Genomic DNA, 19863 nt, shown 5'->3' with positions numbered 1-19863 from the left:
CTATCGAGTTATTTGGCCTTATGAATTATGGAATTAGATCGCATCGACCGGAAAATCCTCTCGATTTTGCAGCAGGACGGGCGAATCGCCAATGTCGAGCTCGCGGAACGCATCGGGCTGTCGCCGACCTCGATCGGCGAGCGGCTGAAGCGTTTGCAGCGAGAGGGTTTTATCGAGGGCTATGGCGCCCGGCTGAACCCGCACCGGCTCGGCCTCGGGCTCCTGGTGTTCGTCGAAGTGCTGCTCGACAAGACCACGCCCGACAATTTCGAGCGTTTTGCCCGCGCGGTGAAACTCGCGCCCGAAGTGCTGGAGTGTCACATGGTTGCCGGCGGCTTCGACTATCTTGTGAAGGCGCGGCTGGCGGACATGACCGCGTATCGACGTTTCCTCGGCGAGACCCTGCTGTCGATGCCGGGCGTGCGCGAAACGCGAACCTATGCGGTGATGGAAGAGATCAAGCGCGACGCACCATTGCCGGTGGACTAACGAAGTGCCGTCGCGATTGTCATTGCTGGGGCGTCGAACGGGCGGTCTTCGCGGGCAAATAGTTCTCCGTGTGCAATCGCAACGCCTGTCGTCGAGTGCACTGACCGTCTTCTGAAATTTCTTGGCCCGGCTCCCGGATCGATCCGGGAGTTAGCAACAGCCGGCGGGCTTATACTTTGAGGTTCTCTGCGGAGCTTTTGCCTCGGTTTGCGATCTCTTCATATTCCACCGTCTGTCCTTCGTTCAGGGACGACAGACCGGCTTTCTGCACTGCCGAGATATGCACGAACACATCCTTGCCGCCCGACGCAGGCTGGATAAATCCATAACCCTTCGTCGGGTTGAACCACTTGACCGTACCTTTAGCCATCACGACTTCTCCGCGGGTCTTCCTCCGAGATCTCGAACCGCCAGTCCCCGCCAACCGGCCGGTTCGGTCCTAATACGATACGCGGAATGTGGCTGGCTTGGTAGCTCAAACCACATCGGCATTTCGCCGAATTCCGCTCAACTTCGCGGCGTTTTTGCCGGATTTGCCCGTTTCGCGGTCACTTGGTCCGCGCGCCGCGCGCCATCCGTCAATAAGTCGCGGCCAGATAATCGACGATCTTGCCGACATCGGCATCGTCGATGGGGGCGCCATAGACCTTGATCATCTTGGTCACCTCGGCCTGCCAGAAACCTTTCTTGTCCTTCATTGGCGGCTGCGTGTTGATGTAGTCGGACGAATGGCAGGCCGTGCAATTGCCCTGAACCACTTCGAGATTGGGCCCGGGCTTGAACGCCGCGACCTCATCGGGGGTCTTGTAGTTGACCGGTGCTGCAAGTGCCGCACCCACCACGGCGGCGAGGGCGAGTGCGATGGCGAGGAAAACGGTGCGCTGCATGATCATTCCCCTCAAGCCACGGTGACGCGGACGGTTTCGACGACGTTGCGAAGATAGCCCGCCGGATTCCAGCGCGGCGTATCCGGCTGGGTTTCGCCGCCATTGCCGGTGGCGCGCACCTTGAGCTCGTGGGAGCCCGCCGCGAGCTTCACCGGCAGTGTCCATTCGCGGAACGAGTATTTGCCAAGATCCTTGCCGAGCCTGGTGCTGGTCCAGGTCTTGCCGCCATCGGTGGAGACCGCGACCTCCTTGATACCCTTGCCGCCGTCGAAGGCGATGCCGCGCAGCGTGGTGCCGCCTGCTTTCAGCTTGGCGCCGTCGGGGACGCTGGTGATGAAGGAACGGATGGTGAAGCGGTTGATCGGGATCGTCGCCTTCGGTGCGGTGCCGGGCTCGACCGCATTGTTGGGCGTGTCGGGAATGCGATAGGCCGACTTCATCCAGAAACCGTCATAGACATTGTCGACGACGGTGATCTCGTTGAGGTGCTTGACCCAGTAGGTGCCGAAATAGCCGGGCACGATCAGGCGCAGCGGAAAGCCGTTGAGGAAGGGCAGGTCCTCGCCGTTCATGCCATAGGCCAGCATCACCTCGCCGTCGCTGGCATGATCGATATCGAGTGCCTTGACGAAATCGGGCGTCTTGTCGCTGATCGGACCGTCCATGCCGTTGAAGGTGACCTGCTTGGCGCCGCTCTGCACGCCCGCCATCGCCAGCACGGCCTTCAGCGGTACGCCGCGCCAGCGCGCATTGCCCATCGCCCCGTTGGCGAGCTGGCCGCCGGCCACGCGCGGATCCAGGAAGCCGCGGCTGTTGCCGGAGCACTGGTTGACGGCGACGATCTCGGTCGCCTTCATCTTCCTTATGTCCTTGAGCGACAGCTTGAGCGGCTTGTCGACCTTGCCCTTGACCTCGAGCGTGAACTTGTCGGGGTCGAGACTGTAGGGCAGGTCGGAAAGGTGATAGCGCACGAAGAACGCGTTATTCGGCGTGATCGGGCCGTCGTTGAACACCGCGAACGGCGTCTCGAGCTGCGGCGGGCGGCTGGTCAGGCCGATCATCGGCCGCTTCTGCGGATATTTCACCAAGGGCCGTTCGCCATTGGCAAAGGGAAGGGTGACGGTGTCGAGTGCCAGCGCTTTGGTGGAGTTCAGTGCAGTCGCAACAGCGGCAAGGCCCGCTCCTTTGAGCAGGTCGCGTCGATCGAACATGTGGTCTCCTCCCGGAGCTTTTCGTTGATCGCGGTCATCACCGCAATCTCGCGCTCATCTGTCGCAACGACTCGGATGAAGTCAATTCGTGCTTTCGCAGCAGGCCCATGCCGCTGCGTTGCAGCAAGCCGGTGTTACGCCGCGACGCGTTCGCCGTGATCGACCAGCGCCGACAGCTCCCTGGCGTCCGCGACGACGCGCACGGCCATCGGTTCGTCGCGGCCGCGGATCGCGACCTCCTGCTGCGGCAGTGCATCGTCGGCAAGGCCGGCGGTGCGGCGGACTTCCTCCGACACGACCGCTTCGCAGGCCAGTGTCTTGGTCATGTCCTGGAGCCGGGCCGCGACGTTGACGGCATCGCCCAGCGCCGTGAAGACGATGTGATCGCGATAGCCGATGTCGCCGATGATGACCTCGCCGCCGTGGATGCCGATGCCGAAGCGGATCGGCTGGCGCAGATCGTGGCTCAGGAGCTCGTTGAGCTCGTCGATATGCACGGCGATGCCGGCTGCTGCTTTCAGCGCCTGCCGGCAGGCTTCTTGCGGATCGGCGCTCAGTCCGAACAGCGCCAGCATGCCGTCGCCGACGAACTGGTTTGGCTGGCCGCCGTTCTCAATCACGGCCTGCGAGACGGCGCCGAGGAAGCGGTTGACGATGAACACAGTGTCGAACGGCAGCCGCTTCTCGGCGAGCTGTGTCGAGCCGCGCATGTCCACGAACAGGCTGACGAGATAGCGCTCCTGGCCGATTCTGGCGGGCGTCGAGGCCTGCGCGCTCGCTGTCAGGGTATGCGCGGTGAAGAGCTGGAAGAAGGAGAGATCCGACGTCGGCCGCAGCTGGCAGGCGAGCCTGATCGAGGGGTCGCTGGTGCCGACACGGGTGAGCACGAACGCCTCGCGCTGCGACGGCTCGGGCAGGGCATCATGATCGCCGATGATGCGGATGCGGCAGGTCGAGCAGCGGGCGCGGCCGCCGCAGACGCTGGCATGCGGCACATTGTGGCGAAGGCTCGCCTCCAGCACGGAGAGGCCTTTTGGGACGCGCACCGTCTTGCCGTTGCCGTAGGACAGCGCGATCATGCCACCGCGTCGTTCGCGCAAGGCCCGTACGCCGCGTGCGGCCAGCGCCAGGGCGAGCAATCCGAGATAACCGGCGGTGAGGCCGCCGGTGATGCGGTCGAGCGTCGTGGCCTCGGCCGTCGTGCCGACCTGGCGGCGTGTGAGATTATGCGTCCGCCATTCCCCATCATCGGCCTCGATCTCGACGCTACGGCCACCCTGGTAGACACCCAGCAGCGACAGCGTCGGAATCAGCACGGCCGCCGCGAGCAGATAGGGCGCCGCGCGCGTGAAGAGCGGTTTGAGGCGAAGCCAGAAATAGATGCCGATGCAGCCGTGCACCCAGGCGATGAGAAGCAGGATCGTCATCGTCCAGATCCGACCTGGCGATGCGACAAAGAACAGATAGAGTTCTTGCGGATAGAGTTTCTGGTGTCCGTACAGCGTCTGGCCGAGGCGTACGCCGATCACATGCCCCATGACGAGGGCAGGGATGCTGAGCCCCAGCACGAGCTGCAGCGGCTCGACCGTCCGCCAGCGGAACTGCCGGCGCTGATACAGCGCATAGATGCCGAGCCCCATATGCGTGAGCGCCGCCGTGTAGAACACGATCGTTACAGGCAGGAACTGCCAGAACAGCGTGTGGTAGTAGACCCCGATCTCCATGGCATCGACCGAGATGTTGCCGAGCGCATGGTTGAGGAAATGGCTGATGACATAGGCGAACAGGATGACGCCGCAGACCAGCCGCAGCTGGCGCAAGCTGATGGCGCGGGAAAGCTCGGAAAATCGTGAGGATGCGGTTGCGGCCATGATTCTGTTGTATCAGTTCATGAAGGAGAACAGCCAGCGTCGCGTTTAATTCCGGGGATGGCCCGCTTGCGGGATCACATCCGCGGCACGCCGCCGCTCACTCGACGTCGTCCCGGACAAGCGCGCCCTTGGGCGCGCGCAGATCCGGGACCCATAGCCACCGGACCGGGTTTGGCGACGACTCGTGGCGATCAGCTCGTGCCACGCCACTCCCTGTGGCTATGGGTCCCGGGCTCGCGACTACGTCGCGCCCCGGGATGACAGGTTTCTTCCCTCAACATTGACTCCCCCTCCCAGGTTGGCGAAAAGCGCCGCCGTGACGACAGCTCCCGACATCACGATGCCCCCCGTAGGCGCGGCGCGCCGGCCGCTCGTCATGGCCGCGGCGATCATTGCTGCGATGACGCTGCTGCGCATGGTCTACGCCTCCGCCATCGAGCTGCGTACGGACGAGGCCTATTACTGGACGTGGTCGCAGGAGACGGCGCTCAGCTTCCTGGATCATCCCCCCGGCATCGCCTGGCTGATCCGGTTCGGCACTGTGATCTTCGGCGACACCACGCTCGGTGTGCGCTTCGGCGGCATCGTCGCGATGCTGGTGACGCAGCTCCTGCTCGCCGACATCGTCCGCCGCCTCACCCATGATGTGCGCGCCGTCGTGCTCGCGGTACTGATGCCGGAAGCCGCGCTCTATTACGGCCTGCTGATGGCGAAGGTTGCGCCCGATGTCGCCATGATCCCGCTTGCGGTGGCGATGATGTGGTGCCTGGTGCGGCTTGCGCAGGGCGGCCACGGTCGCTGGTGGCTCGCGGCCGGCCTGTTCGCCGGGCTGGCGATGCTGTCGAAATTCACCGTGATCATGTTCGCGCCGGCGGTTGCCGCCTTTCTGCTGGTGCCGGATTGGCGCTGGCGCTCGCTGCGCAGCCCCTATCCGTATCTAGCGGTCCTGATCGCAATCGCCGTGTTCTCGCCGGTCCTGATCTGGAACGTGCAGCACGACTGGGCCGCGATCCGCTTCCAGGGCGTGCGCGCCACCACCAGCTACGGCTTCTCGCTCCGCACCTTCGGCGATTACATCGGCCTGCAATTCGGACTGGTCGGCTTCGTCATGCTGCCGGTGGTGCTCACAGGGGTGGTGCTGACGGCGTGGCGCGGTTATCGCACGCGCGAGCCGGTCGCGATTTTGCTGTCGACCGCGGTGCTGGTGCCATTTCTCTATTTCCTGGCGAAATCGCTGACCCTCCGCGTCGGCGACACCTGGCCGATGTTCATGTGGCCGGTCGGCTTTGCCGCCGCCGCTATCAACCTCACCATGCTGCCGCGTGAGAAGTGGTCGGCGCGAATGATCAGGTCGTCGCTGTTCTGGGCCAATACGGCGGTGGTCTCGGGAATCGCTTTTGTCGTGGTCGTGTTCCTCTATTACGTCGCCACGCCCTGGAATTTGCTCGGCAAGATCGATCCGATCGGTGCCGAGTCCGGCTACGAGCAGGTCGCCGCGCGCGCACAGGCCGCATTGGACGAAACCGGCGCGACCTGGATCGCCACGACGGACTATCGCACCTATGCCATGATGCGCTGGCTGTTCAGGGGCCGCGTGCCCGTGATCGAGATCAACGAGCGCGGCCGCTTCCAGGACTTTCGCGATCCCGGCCTGGACCGGATCCGGGGGCACGCCGGCATCTATGTCGGACGCGAGCCGGACAATCGTTCGCCGCTGTGGGAGATCATCCCCGCCAAGCGCGAGCAACTCGGCCAGGTCGAACGACGCTGGCGCGGCCTCGTGATGGACACGTACGTGGTGGAGAAGCTGTCAGGCTGGACCCCGGAGCTGTCGCCACCGAAGGACTCACCGCTGTTCCAGTGGCGCGTGCTGGCGGGCGAGTTTGAGTTGCGTACGCTCGCCTAGCAAAGGCGGGCTTCTTCCTTCTCCCCTTGTGGGAGAAGGTGGCGCGAAGCGCCGGATGAGGGGTCTCTATCGGCTAAGACGACTGCGAGAGGCGCGCGCGGAGAGAGACCCCTCACCCGTCTCGCCGCCTTGCGGCGAGCCACCCTCTCTCGCAAGAGGAGAGGGAACAGCGCTCGCGTCGCGAACAGAACGCTACTCCTCCTCATCCTTCTTCCGCAGCAGATCCGTCGCGAGGTCCGACAGTTTTGGCGGCGGCAGGGCCGCGAATGGCAGCGGCCGTGTGACGTCGATCGCGGCGAGGCCCAGCCGGGCCGTCAGCAATCCATTCAGCATGCCTTCGCCCAGCCGCTGCGACAGCTTCGCCGCAATGCCGTGGCCGAGCATCTGCTGCACCAGGCTGTCGCTCGCCGCCATGCCGCCGGTGATGGCGAGATGGGCGATGACGTGGCGGAGCAGGCGGATCATGCCGAGCGCACCGGGGCGGCCGCCATAGAGCCGCGCAAGTTGGCGTATCAATCTCAGAGACGCCACGAATACGAACAACACGTCGATTGCGGCACGCGGGCTCACCGCCGTGACGATCGAGACCTTTTGCGCGGCTGACGACACCAGCCGCCGCGCCTCAATGTCCAGCGGCGACATCAATTCGCGCTCCGCGAGCCGGATCATGTCGGCGCCGTCGATGATCTCGCCGGCGTGGCTCTCCAGTGCGGCACGGGCGCGTGCGAGCTGCGGGTTCTGGTGTGCGATCTTGAGCAGATCTTGCACGATGATTCGGCTCTCCTTGCGGTCGTCGCTGGCAAGCACGGCGGCTGCGCGCTGATGCAGCTTTTCGATCGTTGCCAGCCGCGCCAGTCCGAACGCCTCGCGTCCGGTCACCACCGCGAGCGCAAGCGCGGTGACGGAGGCAAGCGCGAGTCCGACGAAGCCGAGGCTTTCGCTGCGCGCAAACAGATCCTCGATCAGACGAACGACGCCGAGCCCGACCCCGAGCAGCGTCAGCCCGGCAACGCCGGACCAGAACAATGTGCCCCAGGGAAAGCCGCGCCGCGCCGGAAGCATCGCTGCGATCGGCACCGGCAACGTCAGTGGATCGGGCTCCGGCGTGATCTGGATGGTGGTGCGGCCGAGCCGGGTCGTCTCGTCGGCCTCGGTGACGACGACGCCGGGGTCGTCGAGCCGGAACGTCGCCGGCCGCCGTGGCTTCGATCGGTCGTTCATGACAATTTGTCTCCGATCAGGAACTGCAAGGCGCGGTCGAGGCGGATGTGAGGCAGCGCCGGCTGGTCGCTCCCCTCGCGTTCGAGCTTTGGCGGACGGAAGCGCAGGAATCGAAAATCGCTCTTCTCGGCGGCCTCGGTCGAGAGCCCGCGGAACGCATCGGTGCCGTTGAACAGCGGCTCGGGATCCAGCGGCAGATCGCCCGGAAAGGTAGCGACCTCGGTATTGCCGTCGAAGAACTCGCTGCCGGCGCTTTCGCCCGCGGCCGGTGTTCCCAAAATTGACGGCAATTTGTCACGGCCATGCGCGACCTGCGCCTCGCGCGTGGCGCGGACGGCGGCGAGCGCGACGACGTCGATTTCCGCGCCGGTAGTTTCCGCGCGGGCAACGGCGCGGGTCACCGCGCGGCGCAGCACGGCCTCGAGCCGGTCGTGGCTGAAATGATGCAAATGATCGGCCTTGGTCGCCGCGAACAGCACGCGGTCGATGCGCGGCCGAAACAGGCCGCTGAGGAACGTGCTGCGGCCGATGTTGAAGCAGTCGAGAATGCCCGCGAGTGCGGCTTCGAGATCATGCAGCGCTTCGGGGCCGGCGTTGAACGCGGCGAGCGCGTCGGCCAGCACGATCTGGCGATCGAGCCGGGCAAAATGATCACGGAAGAACGGCCGCACCACGACGTCCTTGTAGGCCTCATAGCGGCGCACCATCATGGCCCACAGCGATCCCTCCGGCGCCTGGCCGCCCGCGGGAACGTCGAGCGGCGCAAAGGTCAGTGCCGGTGTGTCGGCCAGATTGCCCGGCATCAGGAAGCGGCCGGGTGGCAAGAGGCTCATCGCAAACCGCTCGTCGCGGCAGCCTTGCAAATAGCCCCTGAACAGCTTTGCGGCCGTGAGCGTCGCCTGCTCGTCCTCGCGCGCCTTGGGCTTGAGCGTTGCGAGATGCGCGTGCCAATCCGCGGCAAGATGGACGCGCGGCGCCTCGCGCGACAACGCCAGGCTTTCGGCCGACCATTGCTCAAAACTCTTCTGAAGCAGCGGCAGGTCGAGCAGCCACTCGCCGGGATAGTCGACGATGTCGAGCGTCAGCGTGCGGTCGGCGCCGTTCTGGCGCTGGTAGTCGATGACGAGCCTGAGCTCGCTGATGTCGACAGTCGAGCTCGGCCAGCGCCGCTCCTCGATCAGCGCGCGCAGATGGCTCTCATAGGCAAATCTGGGGACGGCGTCGTCCGGCTGCGGCGCCAGATGCGCCCGTGCGATCCGCCCGGATGAATAGGCCTCGAACACCGGAAACCGCCCACCGCGCGTCAGACCGTGGATCAGCGCGGTGATGAACACCGTCTTCCCGGCCCGCGACAGGCCGGTGACCCCCAATCGTACCGTCGGATTGAAGAAATGCTCGCCGTAGTCGATCAGCGCCCGAGCCGACAGGCGCGCCTCCTCGAACATATCCTGGAAACTAAATGCCATATGAACGTTGGGAATCCCGGGCGGGGGCGGATACGCAAAAAGGACTAGTCACAAAAGTGGCAACTGCCTGAGGAAAATCAAGCTTCATACTTCCACCGTCTTTGTCGGCAAATCAGCCGTTTGAACGACGCGCCGATCCCGAAACACCCATACAAGAGGGTATTGTCTCACTTTGCGGATTGCCATGACCGTCTTCCACCTGAAACAGCTCGCATCCTCCTCCGTCCACGCCGCCGCCGACGCGATCGGCTGGCACTACGACCGCGCCGAGTTAATCGCCGACGGCGTGATCCACGCGATCGGCGTGCTCTGCGGCATCATTGCCGCGACCGTGCTGGTGGTGCTGACGGTGCTCTATGCCGACGCGACCGACATCGTCGGCGTCGCGATCTACGTCGCCGGCCTGCTCTCGATGCTGGTGTTGTCGGCGACCTATAATCTGTGGCCGATCTCACCGGCCAAATGGCTGCTGCGGCGATTCGACCATTCGGCGATCTATCTCCTGATCGCGGCGACCTACACGCCGTTCATCCTGGAGGTGAAGGACAGCGGCTTCGCGCTGGTGCTGCTCACCGGCGTCTGGTGCGTGGCGATGCTTGGCATCGTGCTGAAACTTCTCTACCCCGGCCGGTTCGACCGCGTTGCGGTCGGCATCTATCTCGCCATGGGCTGGAGCGGCATCATGCTCTACGATTCCGTGGTCAAGGCGCTGCCTGCGCTGGTGCTGGGCTTCATCCTTGCCGGCGGCCTGCTCTACAGCTTTGGCGTGATCTTCCATGCCTGGCGGCGGCTGCGCTTCCAGAATGCGATCTGGCACGGCTTTGTCTTGGCCGGCGCGGCATGCCATTATACCGCGGTGCTCGACCTCGTGTTGAGCTGAGCAAGCTCCGCGAAGCGGAATAAGCGTAGCGGTATAAGAGGAGACGTCGCATGCAGGTGACCGGCAAGGTCGTGGTCGTCACGGGCGGCGCCAACGGCATCGGCAAGGCGCTGTGCGAGGCGTTTCACAAGGCGGGTGCGGCCAAGGTGGTCGTCGCCGACATGGACGCGGACAACGCGCGGGCGGTCGCTGCCACAGTGGATGGCGCGGCGTTCAAATGCGATGTCGCGCAGGAAAAGGATATTTCCCACGTCATCGATGAGACCGAGCGGCAGTTCGGCCCAATCGAATTGTTCTGCTCCAATGCCGGCATCGGCGGCGGTTTCGATCCGATGTCGGTCAATGCCGGCGGTGCCTCGGATGAGCCGTGGCAGCGCAGCTGGGCTATTCACGTCATGGCGCACGTCTATGCGGCGCGGCATCTGATCCCGCGCATGAAGGCGCGTGGCGGCGGTTATTTCCTCAACACGATCTCGGCCGCGGGACTGCTGTCGCAGGTCGGCAGTCCGGCTTATTCCACCACCAAGCATGCCGCGGTCGGCTTTGCCGAAAATCTCGCGATCTCACATAAGGCACACAACATCCGTGTCTCGATCCTCTGTCCGCAGGGCGTCGACACCAACATGCTGCGTTCGATTCCCAAGGGCCCGCAATCCGGCGACGGTGACCTCTCGCCCGAGCAGGTTGCCAAGGACGTGCTCGCCGGCCTCGCGCAGGAGACGTTTTTGATCCTGCCGCACCCGCAGGTGCTCGGCTACATGCGCAAGAAGACCGAGAATTACGACCGCTGGATCGGCGGCATGGCCAAGATCCAGGCCAGGATGCGGGACGACTTCGGGACGTAGGGAAGGCGGGCGCCAACACTCGCTGTCGTCCCGGCGAAGGCCGGGACCCATAATCCCAGGGAGTAGTTGTTTGGCTCGGCCGTAAACTCCGAGTCCTCGTGACCACATCCGCCTGTGGGTATGGGTCCCGGCCTTCGCCGGGACGACGCTGGTGGTCACGCCGCCGACTCCACCTCGTCCTCCACCCGGCTCTGCCGCAATGCCCGCGCATAAAGCATCATCCCTTCCCGCACCGTGCGCTGCTCGGCCTCCGTCAGCGCCGCGAGTGCGCCACTCACCTGCTGCCGTCCGAACGCGTGCAGCGCCTCCAGCGTGCGGCGGCCCTTCGCCGTCAGCGACAGCACCTTGCTGCGTGCGTCGGCGTCATCGGGCGTCTCCCGCAACTCGCCGCAGTCGACCAGCTTGCGCACCAGGCGGCTGACGCTCGATTTCTCCAGCCGCAGGAAATCGCTGAGCTCGCCCGAATTCATCGGCCCACGAATACCGATCTCCAGGATCGTATGCACGGCCGACGGCGGATAGTCCGATGCCGCCACGGTCGCATCCATGAAGCCGAGCTCGCGCACCATCAGGCGCGAGGCCGCGCGGATGTCGTCGATCAGCGAAAGCCCGGTCATGCTTGACTCTCCGCATATAGTTGTATCATACAACTATATGCGCGCAACGGCGCGCGCAAGCGTTTTGGAGCGAGCCATGTGCGGAACTTTGCCGGCGGGAGCGCGGATGAGGGGCAAGGTCTGCCTGGTGACGGGTGGCGGCAGCGGCATCGGCCGTGCCACGGCGTTGCGAATGGCGTCCGAAGGCGCGGAGGCGATTGTCCTGGCGGGCCGACGCGAAGCCGAGATCGACGCCACCGCCGCGGCGTGCCGCGAACTCGGTGCGGACGCCATCGCGATCAAGACCGATATCACGCGCGAGGACGACGTCGCACGCCTCGTTGCCACGGCGGTCGAGCGATGCGGCAGGCTCGACGTCGCCTTCAACAATGCCGGCTTCCAGGAGCGCCGCGCCCCGCTGGGGGAGCAGGGCATGGATGTCTATGACAGCGTGTTCGACACTAATGTCCGCGCGCTGTTCCTGTGCCTGCGCCATCAATTGCCGGTCATGCTCGCGAAAGGCCGCGGCAGCATCGTCGTCAACGCCTCCGTCAGCGGCGTGCGCAATCCCAATCCCGGGTTCTCGCTCTACTCGGCATCCAAAGCTGCGGCGATCTCGCTGACACGTTCGGCTGCGATGGAGAACGCGCCGCGCGGCATCCGCATCAACGCCATCGCCCCCGGCCGCGTCGTCACGGACATGATGCTGCGCGCCGGTGTCGGCGATGTCGCAACCGTCAGCGCGGGTTTGCCGCTGCGGCGGATGGGGAGCCCGGAGGAGGTGGCCGAGGCGGTGGTGTGGCTATCGTCCGACGCGTCGTCCTATGTCGTCGGGCATGTGCTGGCAGCCGATGGCGGATTCCTGGCGTCTTAGATTTGCGCGGCGGCATTGGCCAAAAACCTGGTGTCGTCCCGGCGAAGGCCGGGACCCATAACCTCAGGGAGACGTTTGGTGAAGATTGGTTGTTCGGGATTGGCGCCGCGCACAATCGATGAATTGCGCGCTATGGGTCCCGGCCTTCGCCGGGACGACGTCGTCAATGCTTCTGCCCGTACAACACCGGCACCGCCGAATCCACGATCACCTCGACGAGGCTCGTGCCTTCGTGCGCCATCCCGCGCTTGAGCGCCTCGCCCAGCTCCGCCGCCTTGCTCACCCGCACCGCATGGCAACCCATGCCTTCGGCGAGCCGGACGAAATCGATCCCCGGCAGTTCGAGTCCCGGCACATTCCTCACCTGCATCACCTGGCTGAACGAGCGCATCGCGCCGTAGCCGGAATTGTTGATGACGACGATGGTGAGCGGCAGCTTGCGCTGCGCGGCGGTCCACAGCGCCTGGATCGAATACATCGCCGAGCCGTCGCCGATCAGGCACACCGTGCGGCTGTTCGGCTTGCCCAACGCCATGCCGACCGCGGCCGGCAGCGAGTAACCGAGGCCGCCGCTCGCCATGGTGTAAAAACTGTCCTGACCGCGCATCGGCATGAACTTTTGCATCGCCGGTCGATGCGAGGGGATTTCCTCGACCAGCGACGCGCCTTCCGGCATCGCCTGCGACAGCGAATGCAGCAGGAATTCGACCGGCAGCGGATCGCCGGCTTGCGGGGCCGGCGGCAGCGTACGCCCCTCCGGTGCCGCGCGCTTGCTCTCGGGCAGGAGATCGAGCAGCGCCGTGAGCGCCGGCTTCATCGTCGCGATGATGCTGGTTCCGACCGGCGTCACCGCTGCGGCATCCGGGTCATCGGTGATCTGGAAAATCGTCGCGCCGCCGTCGAAGATCGCGGCGTGGCCTTCGACGTGGAAGGTGAACACCGGCGCGCCGATCACGATGACGAGGTCGTGCTCGCGCAGCGCGTCCGACAATTGCGCCGGCGAGGCATGCAGGAAGCCCGCGAACTGGGGATGACGTTCCGGGAACGAGCAGCGCGCCGAAAACGGGCTGACCCAGACACTGGCCCTGGCCTTCTCGGCCACGCGCACCATCAGGTCGACCGCGCCGGCGCGATCGACGCCGGGGCCGACGACGAGGGCAGGGTGTTTGGCCGAACCGAGCGCTGTGACCAGCGCCTTCATCGCATCAGCCTCGGGCCCGATCTCGCGGCTGACCTTGCGGGATTCGACAGGAGCTGCGGCATGCGCCCAGTCGTCGACCGGGATCGAGACGAAGGTCGGGCCGCATGGCGGCTGCATCGCGGTGTAATAGGCACGCGCGATCGCGGCCGGCACGTCCTCGGGCCGCGCCGGCTCCACGCTGTACTTCACATAGGGCCGCGGGAATTCGGACGCACGCTCCGCATACAGGAACGCCTGCAACGGGAGGATCGAGCGCGCTTGCTGGCCCGCGGTGATCACCAGCGGCGTCTGGTTGCGATGTGCGGTATAGATGTTGCCGAGCGCGTTGCCGACGCCGGCGGCCGAATGCAGATTGACGAAGCCGGCATTGCGCGTCGCCTGCGCATAACCATCGGCCATGCCGACCGCGGAGGCTTCCTGAAGCGCCAGCACGTAGTCGATATCGTCGGGCCAGTCGCTCAGGAACGGCAGCTCGGTCGAGCCTGGGTTGCCGAACACCTTCTTGATGCCGAAGGAGCGCAGCAGGTCGAGCGTCGCCTGCTTGACGGTGACGGATTTGCTGCCGCTCTTGCCGTTCTTCGCCATGGTTTCCGTCCCCGAATGCTTATTGTCGTGGCGTCATTCCGGGGCGATGCGAAGCATCGAACCCGGAATCTCGAGATTCCGGGTTCATCGCTGCGCGATGCCCCGGAATGACAAACCTACCACACCGCCGTCCCCTTCATCGTCGGCTGTCCCTCCGCGTTCGCGGTCCACAGCTCCATGCCGGCCTCGGTCTCGTTGGCGTTGATCGAGAACTCGCTACCCTCGAACAGCGGCTGCACCCCGCGATAGGTGAACTTCTTCGGCGCCTTGCCGCCGCGCAGCTTCGCCGCCATCTCGATGATGAACGTTGCCTGCAACGGGCCGTGGAAGATCAGGCCCGGATACCCCTCGACTTTGGTGACGTAGTCGCGGTCGTAATGGATGCGGTGGCCATTGAAGGTCAGCGCGGAATATCGAAACAGCAGCACGGGGTCGGAGACATGCGTTTCGCGATGCTGCGCCTTCGGCGGCGGAGGCGGGGCCTTTGCCGGCGCGGGCGTCGTCGTCATCTCGCGATAGACGATGTCCTGCCGCTCGCGGACGGCGATGCCGCGCGGCGAGGAGATGCTGTGCTCGACCGAGACGAAGCACAGCGTGCCGGTCGAGCCTGATTTCACCTGCACGTCCGCAATGCGCGAGGTTCGCGTCGATTCATCGCCGACGCGCAGCGGCTGCAGGAACTCGATCTCGCCGCCGGCCCACATCCGGCGCGGCAGCGGCACCGGCGGCAGGAAGCCGCCGCGGGTGGGGTGGCCGTCAGGGCCGAGCATCGACATCGGAAACACCGGCTGCGCCAGGCACCAATGCACCGTGAACGGCGCCGCATCGCCCGCCTTGGGCGCGCCGACCTCCTGGAACAGCGTCGCGCGCAGGCCCTTCACGAGCTGCGCCGTGACGGTGTCGGTTGCCTCTTCGCTGCGGCCGATCCACTGCCTGAGATGATCGATGTCGAGCTTCTCGGTCATGACGCCTCGCTCTTGTTATTTCCTGGATTGGGGATTTTCGCCGATCCCTGGCACCGCGCCATAGCTGCGCGTCTCGCCGATGATGATCGGCGCCGGCGCGGGATAGCTGACAGGCCCCTGCGGCGTGTCGACCTCGATGCGGCGCAGGTGCGGATGATTGGTGAGATCGGCCATGGTGTTGACCTCGGCAAAGGCGATGTCGGCGTCGGACAGCCGCTTCAATAGCTCGTCGCGCGTCATCCTGCCGAAGGCATCCGCGACCGTCTTGTCGGTGAAGTCGCGGTTGCGCACGCGCTCGACCATGTTCGCAACGCGCGGATCGGCGGGCAGGTCCGGCTGGTCCAGCACTTTTGCGCAAAGCGTCTTCCACTCGCGCTCGCTCTGGATCGAGATCAGAATGTCCTTGCCGTCGCTCGACGTGAACACGCCGTAGGGCGCGATCGAGGGATGGCGCAGCCCCATGCGTTTGGGCGGATTGCCGGCTTCCGAGTTGAGCAGCGGCACGGTGCACCAGTCCGCCATCACGTCGAACATGGAGATGCGGATGTCAGCGCCCTTGCCGGTGCGTCCGCGCCCGATCAGCGCCTCCAAAATCGCTGCATGCGCGGTGGCGCCGGTCGCGACGTCGACGATGGACATGCCGACCCGCGAGGCGCCGTCGGGATTGCCGGTGATCGAGGCCAGGCCGCTCTCGGCCTGGATCAAGAGATCATAGGCCTTGCGGTGCGCATAGGGGCCCTCGTCGCCATAGCCGGTGATCGTGCACGAGATCAGCCTGGGATAATCCTTCAGCAGCCGCTCGCGCGAAAAGCCGAGCTTGTCCATCGAGCCCGGCTTGAGGTTCTGGATCAGCACGTCGGCGCTCGCGATCAGTCTCTCGAGCTCGGCGCAGCCTTCCTTGGTGGCGAGATCGACCACCGCCGATTGCTTGCCGCGGTTCAGCCACACGAAGTAGCTGCTCTGGCCCTTGGCTGCCGCGTCATAGCCGCGGGCGAAATCGCCTTCCGGCCGCTCGATCTTGATGACCTCCGCGCCGGCATCCGCCAGCCGCGACGAGCAGAACGGTGCTGCCACCGCCTGCTCGACCGCAATCACCCTGATCCCGTCAAGAGCTCCCATGATGGCTGCCTCAGTACGAGCGGGGCATGCCGAGCACATGCTCGGCGATGAAGGACAGCACGAGATTGGTCGAGATCGGCGCCACCTGATAGAGCCGCGTCTCGCGGAATTTGCGCTCGACGTCGTATTCCTCGGCAAATCCAAAGCCGCCATGGGTCTGGACGCAGGCGTTGGCCGCTTCCCACGACGCATCGGCCGCCAGCATCTTGGCCATGTTGGCCTCCGCGCCGCAGTCGAGCCCGGCCTCGTATTTGCGCGTCGCTTCCTTCACCATCAGTTCGGCGGCGCGCATCGCAGCGTAGGCCTTGGCGATCGGAAACTGGACGCCTTGATTCTGGCCGATCGGCCGGCCGAAAACGCTGCGCTCCTTGGCGTAATTGGTGGCCTTCGCGATGAACCATTTGGCGTCGCCAACGCATTCGGCCGCGATCAGGATCCGTTCGGCATTCATGCCGGAGAGGATGTAGCGAAAGCCCTTGCCCTCTTCGCCGATCAGATTTTCCGCCGGCACCTTCATGTCGGTAAAGAACACTTCGGTGGTGGCGTGGTTCATCATGGTGCGGATCGGGCGGATCTCGAGGCCCTTGTCCTTGGCTTCGCGCATGTCGACGATGAACACCGAAAGTCCATCCGTGCGCTTCTTGACCTGGTCCTTCGGCGTGGTCCGCGCCAGCAGGAGCATCAGGTCGGAATGTTCGGCGCGGCTGGTCCAGATCTTCTGGCCGTTGACGATGTAGCCGGCGTTGCCGTCCTTGCGCGCAAAAGTCTTCAGCGAGGTGGTGTCGGTGCCGCTGGTCGGCTCGGTGACGCCGAAGGCCTGCAGCCGCAATTCGCCGCTCGCGACCTTCGGCAGATATTTTGCCTTTTGCTCGTCGTTGCCGTGCCGCAGCACGGTGCCCATCGTGTACATCTGGGCGTGGCAGCCGCCGCCGTTGCAGCCCGCGCGCTGGATCTCTTCGAGGATCGCGGCGGCCGCAGAAAGCTTCAGGCCGGCGCCGCCATACTCCTCGGGGATCAGCACCGAGAGATAACCTGCCTCGGTCAGCGCGTCGACGAAGGCCTTGGGGTAGGCCATCTCACGGTCGAGCTTGCGCCAGTATTCGCCGGGAAACTGCGCGCAGAGCTTTGCGACGGCTTCGCGGATATCGGCGTGATCTTCGGTGTGGTGTTCTTCACTCATGGGGTTTCCCGTATGTGCGGCAGTTAGGATAACGCCGGCCGATCCTCTGGCGTTGTGAAAACAATGCCAGCCCCCTATGCTCATTTGCTATAGCGTATGGAGTAGCCTTCCAGGATTGGCAAGCATGGATTTCCGTCAGCTCAGGACCTTCAGTTGCGTGGCGGAGCTCGGCAGCCTTTCCAAGGCGTCCGATACGTTGCGTGTGGCGCAGCCGGCGCTCTCCAGGCAGATCAAGCTGCTGGAACACGAGCTGCGCACCGAATTGTTCACTCGCAACGGCCGCGGCATGGTGCTCACGGATGCCGGCCGCCTCTTGCTGGCGCGCACCTCCGGCATCGTGCGGCAGATCGACCAGATCCGGGACGACATCCAGTCGTCCAAGGGGCCGCCGTCCGGCCAGGTCGTGCTTGGCCTGGTCCCGACCGTGAGCTGCGTGCTGTCGGCGCGCTTCGCGCGGCGCTGCGTCGAAAAGTTTCCCGGCATTTCGCTGCGCATCGTCGAGAGCTACAGCGGTCATCTCGTCGAATGGCTGCATCGCGGCGAGATGGATCTCGCCATCCTCTACGGCCGCTCCGCCGATCTGCATCTCAACGTGGAGAGCCTCGGTCGCGACAACATCGTCGCGGTGGGTCCACGCGGTTGTGGCTTGGCGCGCAAGAAGAGCGTCGATGTCGGCTGGCTGCTGCGGCAACGGCTGGTGCTGCCCAGTCATTCCCACGGCCTCCGTGCGCTGATTGAGCACGCGGCGGCGCAACGCAAGATCAAGCTCAACGTCCAGCTCGAGGCGGATTCGTTCCGCGTGCTCACGAGCCTCGTCGAGGAGGGCCTCGGCTTCGCGCTGCTGCCGCCCTCGTCGGTCCACGGCGAGGTCGCGGACAGGCGGCTGGAAACGGCCGTCGTCTCGAAGCCCATGACGCGCGAGCTCATATTCGCCTCTCCGATCGACCGCCCGGTCTCGACGGCCTCGGTTGCCGTCACCGCCCTCCTGCGCGAGGAGGTCGCCGCCTGCCGCAAGGACGGCGTGTGGGACATCAAGTTGAGTTAGATGTGCCGGTGTCGTAGAACAGTCGCGCGCGATCTCGCCTTCGCATCTGGCGCGACCTGTCATGCCGGAATTTTATAGCTGGGGTGATCTCACCGAGTTTGGCGCGCAAGTGCACCCAAAACCTCGTCATTGCGAGCGCAGCGAAGCAATCCAGGAATCCCTCCGCGGTGACAGTCTGGATTGCTTCGTCGCAAGAGCTCCTCGCAATGACGGAGGATGAGTCTACCCCGGAATCCTCACCGGCAGCGACTCGTATCCCTTGATGAAGCTCGAATAGATCCGCTTGGGCTCGCCGACCACCTCGATGCGGTCGAAGCGTTTCAGCATCTCTTCCCAGACGATCTTGAGCTGGAGCTCGGCGAGGCGCATGCCGACGCAGCGGTGGATGCCGAAGCCGAAGGAGAGGTGGGTGCGCGGCCGCGGGCGGTCGATGACGAACTCGTTCGGCCTCTCGAACATCTCCTCGTCGCGATTGCCGGAGACGTACCACATCACGACGCGGTCGCCCTTCTTGATGTGTTTGCCGCCAACTTCAGTGTCCTGCAGCGCGGTGCGCCGCATATGCGCGAGCGGGGTCTGCCAGCGGATCACTTCGGGCACCATGGAATCGATCAGTTCCGGGTTGGCGCGCAGCCTGTCGTACTGCTCCGGGTTCTCGTTCAATGCCAGCACCGAGCCGGTCATGGTGTTGCGCGTGGTGTCGTTGCCGCCGACGATGAGCAGGATGATGTTGCCCATGAGATTGTCGGGATCCATGAACCGCGTGGCGTCGTTGTGCGCCATCAGCGACAGCAGATCGTTGCGTGGCGCGGAATTGACGCGCTCGTTCCAGAGCTTGGACATGTAAGCGTAGCATTCGTCCATCTCGCGGCGGCGCTCTTCGGCGGAAGCAACGATGCCGCTCTTGGGCAGCGCGGTCGCGACATCGGACCAGCGCGTCAACTTGCGTCGTTCCTCCCAGGGGAAGTCGAACAGGGTGGCCAGCATCTGCGTCGTCAACTCGATCGAGACGCGCTCGACGAAATTGAAGGTCTCGTTGCGCGGCAGATTGTCGAGCACGGTCTGCGAGCGCTGGCGGATCAGTTTTGCCAGCTCGTCCAGATGCGTCGGCGTGAACATCGGCGACACCGTCTTGCGCTGCGACGAATGACGCGGCTGGTCCATGGCGATGAAGCTCGGCCAATCATAGCCTTCCGGCACGTCGCGGATTCCGATGCCGCCGAGCGTCGAGTCGGAGGAGAACAGGCCGTGGTTGGTGTCGACATGCATGATGTCGTTGTACTTCACCACCGACCAATACGGCTCGATCGGCGCGTTGGTGCAGTAATGGACCGGCTCTTCCTTGCGCAGCCGTTCGAACCACGGCCACAGGGTGTCGTCCTGGAACAGTCTCGGCGCGCCCGGGTGGAACTGCGCCAGCGGTGTCGCATAGGCCTCTTCGCGAGCCCTGCGCATGCGTTCGGCCTTGTCCACTTTAACCGGCGCTTGAATGTTCATGGTGGTTGCTCCAGTTGCTTGCTTA

18 protein-coding genes are annotated in these 19863 nt (G+C 64.8%); 6 read left to right on the top strand and 12 right to left on the bottom strand.

What is annotated here, in order from left to right:
• Positions 1–27 precede the first annotated feature (27 nt).
• Entirely contained in the window at positions 28–489 is a 462-nt protein-coding gene (locus ABIB66_RS17770) for an Lrp/AsnC ligand binding domain-containing protein (protein WP_279661271.1), read from the top strand.
• Between the two features lie 169 nt (positions 490–658).
• On the opposite strand, the gene ABIB66_RS17765 is transcribed toward ABIB66_RS17770, so the two are convergent.
• From ABIB66_RS17765 to ABIB66_RS17750, 4 genes are all read right to left on the bottom strand, one after another.
• Entirely contained in the window at positions 659–859 is a 201-nt protein-coding gene (locus tag ABIB66_RS17765) for a cold-shock protein (RefSeq protein ID WP_007596519.1), read from the bottom strand.
• A gap of 208 nt (positions 860–1067) precedes the next feature.
• Positions 1068–1376, bottom strand: a complete 309-nt coding sequence (gene sorB / locus ABIB66_RS17760; RefSeq protein WP_354208010.1) for a SorB family sulfite dehydrogenase c-type cytochrome subunit — start codon at positions 1374–1376, stop codon at positions 1068–1070.
• 11 nt (positions 1377–1387) lie between these two features.
• Entirely contained in the window at positions 1388–2587 is a 1200-nt protein-coding gene (sorA, locus tag ABIB66_RS17755) for a SorA family sulfite dehydrogenase catalytic subunit (protein WP_354208008.1), read from the bottom strand.
• Between the two features lie 134 nt (positions 2588–2721).
• A complete protein-coding gene (locus ABIB66_RS17750) occupies positions 2722–4458 on the bottom strand; it encodes an adenylate/guanylate cyclase domain-containing protein (RefSeq protein WP_354208006.1) in 1737 nt (578 codons plus the stop codon).
• 340 nt (positions 4459–4798) lie between these two features.
• Between ABIB66_RS17750 and ABIB66_RS17745 the strand changes: the two genes are divergently transcribed.
• Entirely contained in the window at positions 4799–6364 is a 1566-nt protein-coding gene (locus tag ABIB66_RS17745; protein WP_354208355.1) for a glycosyltransferase family 39 protein, read from the top strand.
• A gap of 192 nt (positions 6365–6556) precedes the next feature.
• Here the strand turns inward: ABIB66_RS17745 and ABIB66_RS17740 are convergent, their stop codons facing one another.
• Both ABIB66_RS17740 and ABIB66_RS17735 read right to left on the bottom strand, forming a co-directional pair.
• Entirely contained in the window at positions 6557–7585 is a 1029-nt protein-coding gene (locus tag ABIB66_RS17740; RefSeq protein WP_354208004.1) for a YcjF family protein, read from the bottom strand.
• Positions 7582–9051 (bottom strand): YcjX family GTP-binding protein, encoded by a 1470-nt coding sequence (locus ABIB66_RS17735; protein WP_354208002.1) that lies wholly within the window; start codon positions 9049–9051, stop codon positions 7582–7584. The genes ABIB66_RS17740 and ABIB66_RS17735 overlap by 4 nt, the downstream gene beginning before the upstream one ends.
• A 184-nt stretch (positions 9052–9235) precedes the next feature.
• Between ABIB66_RS17735 and trhA the strand changes: the two genes are divergently transcribed.
• Both trhA and ABIB66_RS17725 read left to right on the top strand, forming a co-directional pair.
• Entirely contained in the window at positions 9236–9931 is a 696-nt protein-coding gene (trhA, locus tag ABIB66_RS17730; RefSeq protein WP_354208000.1) for a PAQR family membrane homeostasis protein TrhA, read from the top strand.
• A gap of 50 nt (positions 9932–9981) precedes the next feature.
• Positions 9982–10776 (top strand): SDR family oxidoreductase, encoded by a 795-nt coding sequence (locus ABIB66_RS17725; RefSeq protein WP_354207998.1) that lies wholly within the window; start codon positions 9982–9984, stop codon positions 10774–10776.
• A 155-nt stretch (positions 10777–10931) separates the two neighbouring features.
• Here the strand turns inward: ABIB66_RS17725 and ABIB66_RS17720 are convergent, their stop codons facing one another.
• A complete protein-coding gene (locus tag ABIB66_RS17720) occupies positions 10932–11393 on the bottom strand; it encodes a MarR family winged helix-turn-helix transcriptional regulator (protein WP_354255093.1) in 462 nt (153 codons plus the stop codon).
• Positions 11394–11469: 76 nt separating this feature from the next.
• On the opposite strand from ABIB66_RS17720, the gene ABIB66_RS17715 reads away from it, so the two are divergent.
• Entirely contained in the window at positions 11470–12246 is a 777-nt protein-coding gene (locus ABIB66_RS17715; protein ID WP_354207994.1) for an SDR family NAD(P)-dependent oxidoreductase, read from the top strand.
• Positions 12247–12409: 163 nt separating this feature from the next.
• On the opposite strand, the gene mdlC is transcribed toward ABIB66_RS17715, so the two are convergent.
• From mdlC to ABIB66_RS17695, 4 genes are all read right to left on the bottom strand, one after another.
• Complete coding sequence (gene mdlC, locus ABIB66_RS17710; protein WP_354207992.1) at positions 12410–14032, bottom strand: benzoylformate decarboxylase; 1623 nt, start codon at positions 14030–14032, stop codon at positions 12410–12412.
• Positions 14033–14148: 116 nt separating this feature from the next.
• Complete coding sequence (locus ABIB66_RS17705) at positions 14149–14997, bottom strand: HTD2 family dehydratase (protein WP_354207990.1); 849 nt, start codon at positions 14995–14997, stop codon at positions 14149–14151.
• Positions 14998–15012: 15 nt separating this feature from the next.
• On the bottom strand, positions 15013–16116 hold the full coding sequence (locus ABIB66_RS17700; protein WP_354061818.1) for a CaiB/BaiF CoA transferase family protein: 1104 nt from the start codon (positions 16114–16116) through the stop codon (positions 15013–15015).
• A 10-nt stretch (positions 16117–16126) separates the two neighbouring features.
• Positions 16127–17296 (bottom strand): acyl-CoA dehydrogenase family protein, encoded by a 1170-nt coding sequence (locus ABIB66_RS17695; protein WP_354207988.1) that lies wholly within the window; start codon positions 17294–17296, stop codon positions 16127–16129.
• A gap of 124 nt (positions 17297–17420) precedes the next feature.
• On the opposite strand from ABIB66_RS17695, the gene ABIB66_RS17690 reads away from it, so the two are divergent.
• Positions 17421–18341 carry a LysR substrate-binding domain-containing protein gene (locus ABIB66_RS17690; RefSeq protein WP_354207986.1) on the top strand — a complete coding sequence of 307 codons (921 nt, stop codon included), beginning with the start codon at positions 17421–17423 and terminating at the stop codon, positions 18339–18341.
• Positions 18342–18563: 222 nt separating this feature from the next.
• Here ABIB66_RS17690 and ABIB66_RS17685 read toward each other — a convergent pair whose 3' ends face one another.
• Entirely contained in the window at positions 18564–19838 is a 1275-nt protein-coding gene (locus ABIB66_RS17685) for a cytochrome P450 (protein ID WP_354207984.1), read from the bottom strand.
• Positions 19839–19863: the final 25 nt, after the last annotated feature.

This window comes from Bradyrhizobium sp. F1.13.3 (assembly GCF_040548265.1).
Taxonomy (GTDB): domain Bacteria; phylum Pseudomonadota; class Alphaproteobacteria; order Rhizobiales; family Xanthobacteraceae; genus Bradyrhizobium.
This window is presented reverse-complemented; position numbering and strand designations above follow the sequence as displayed.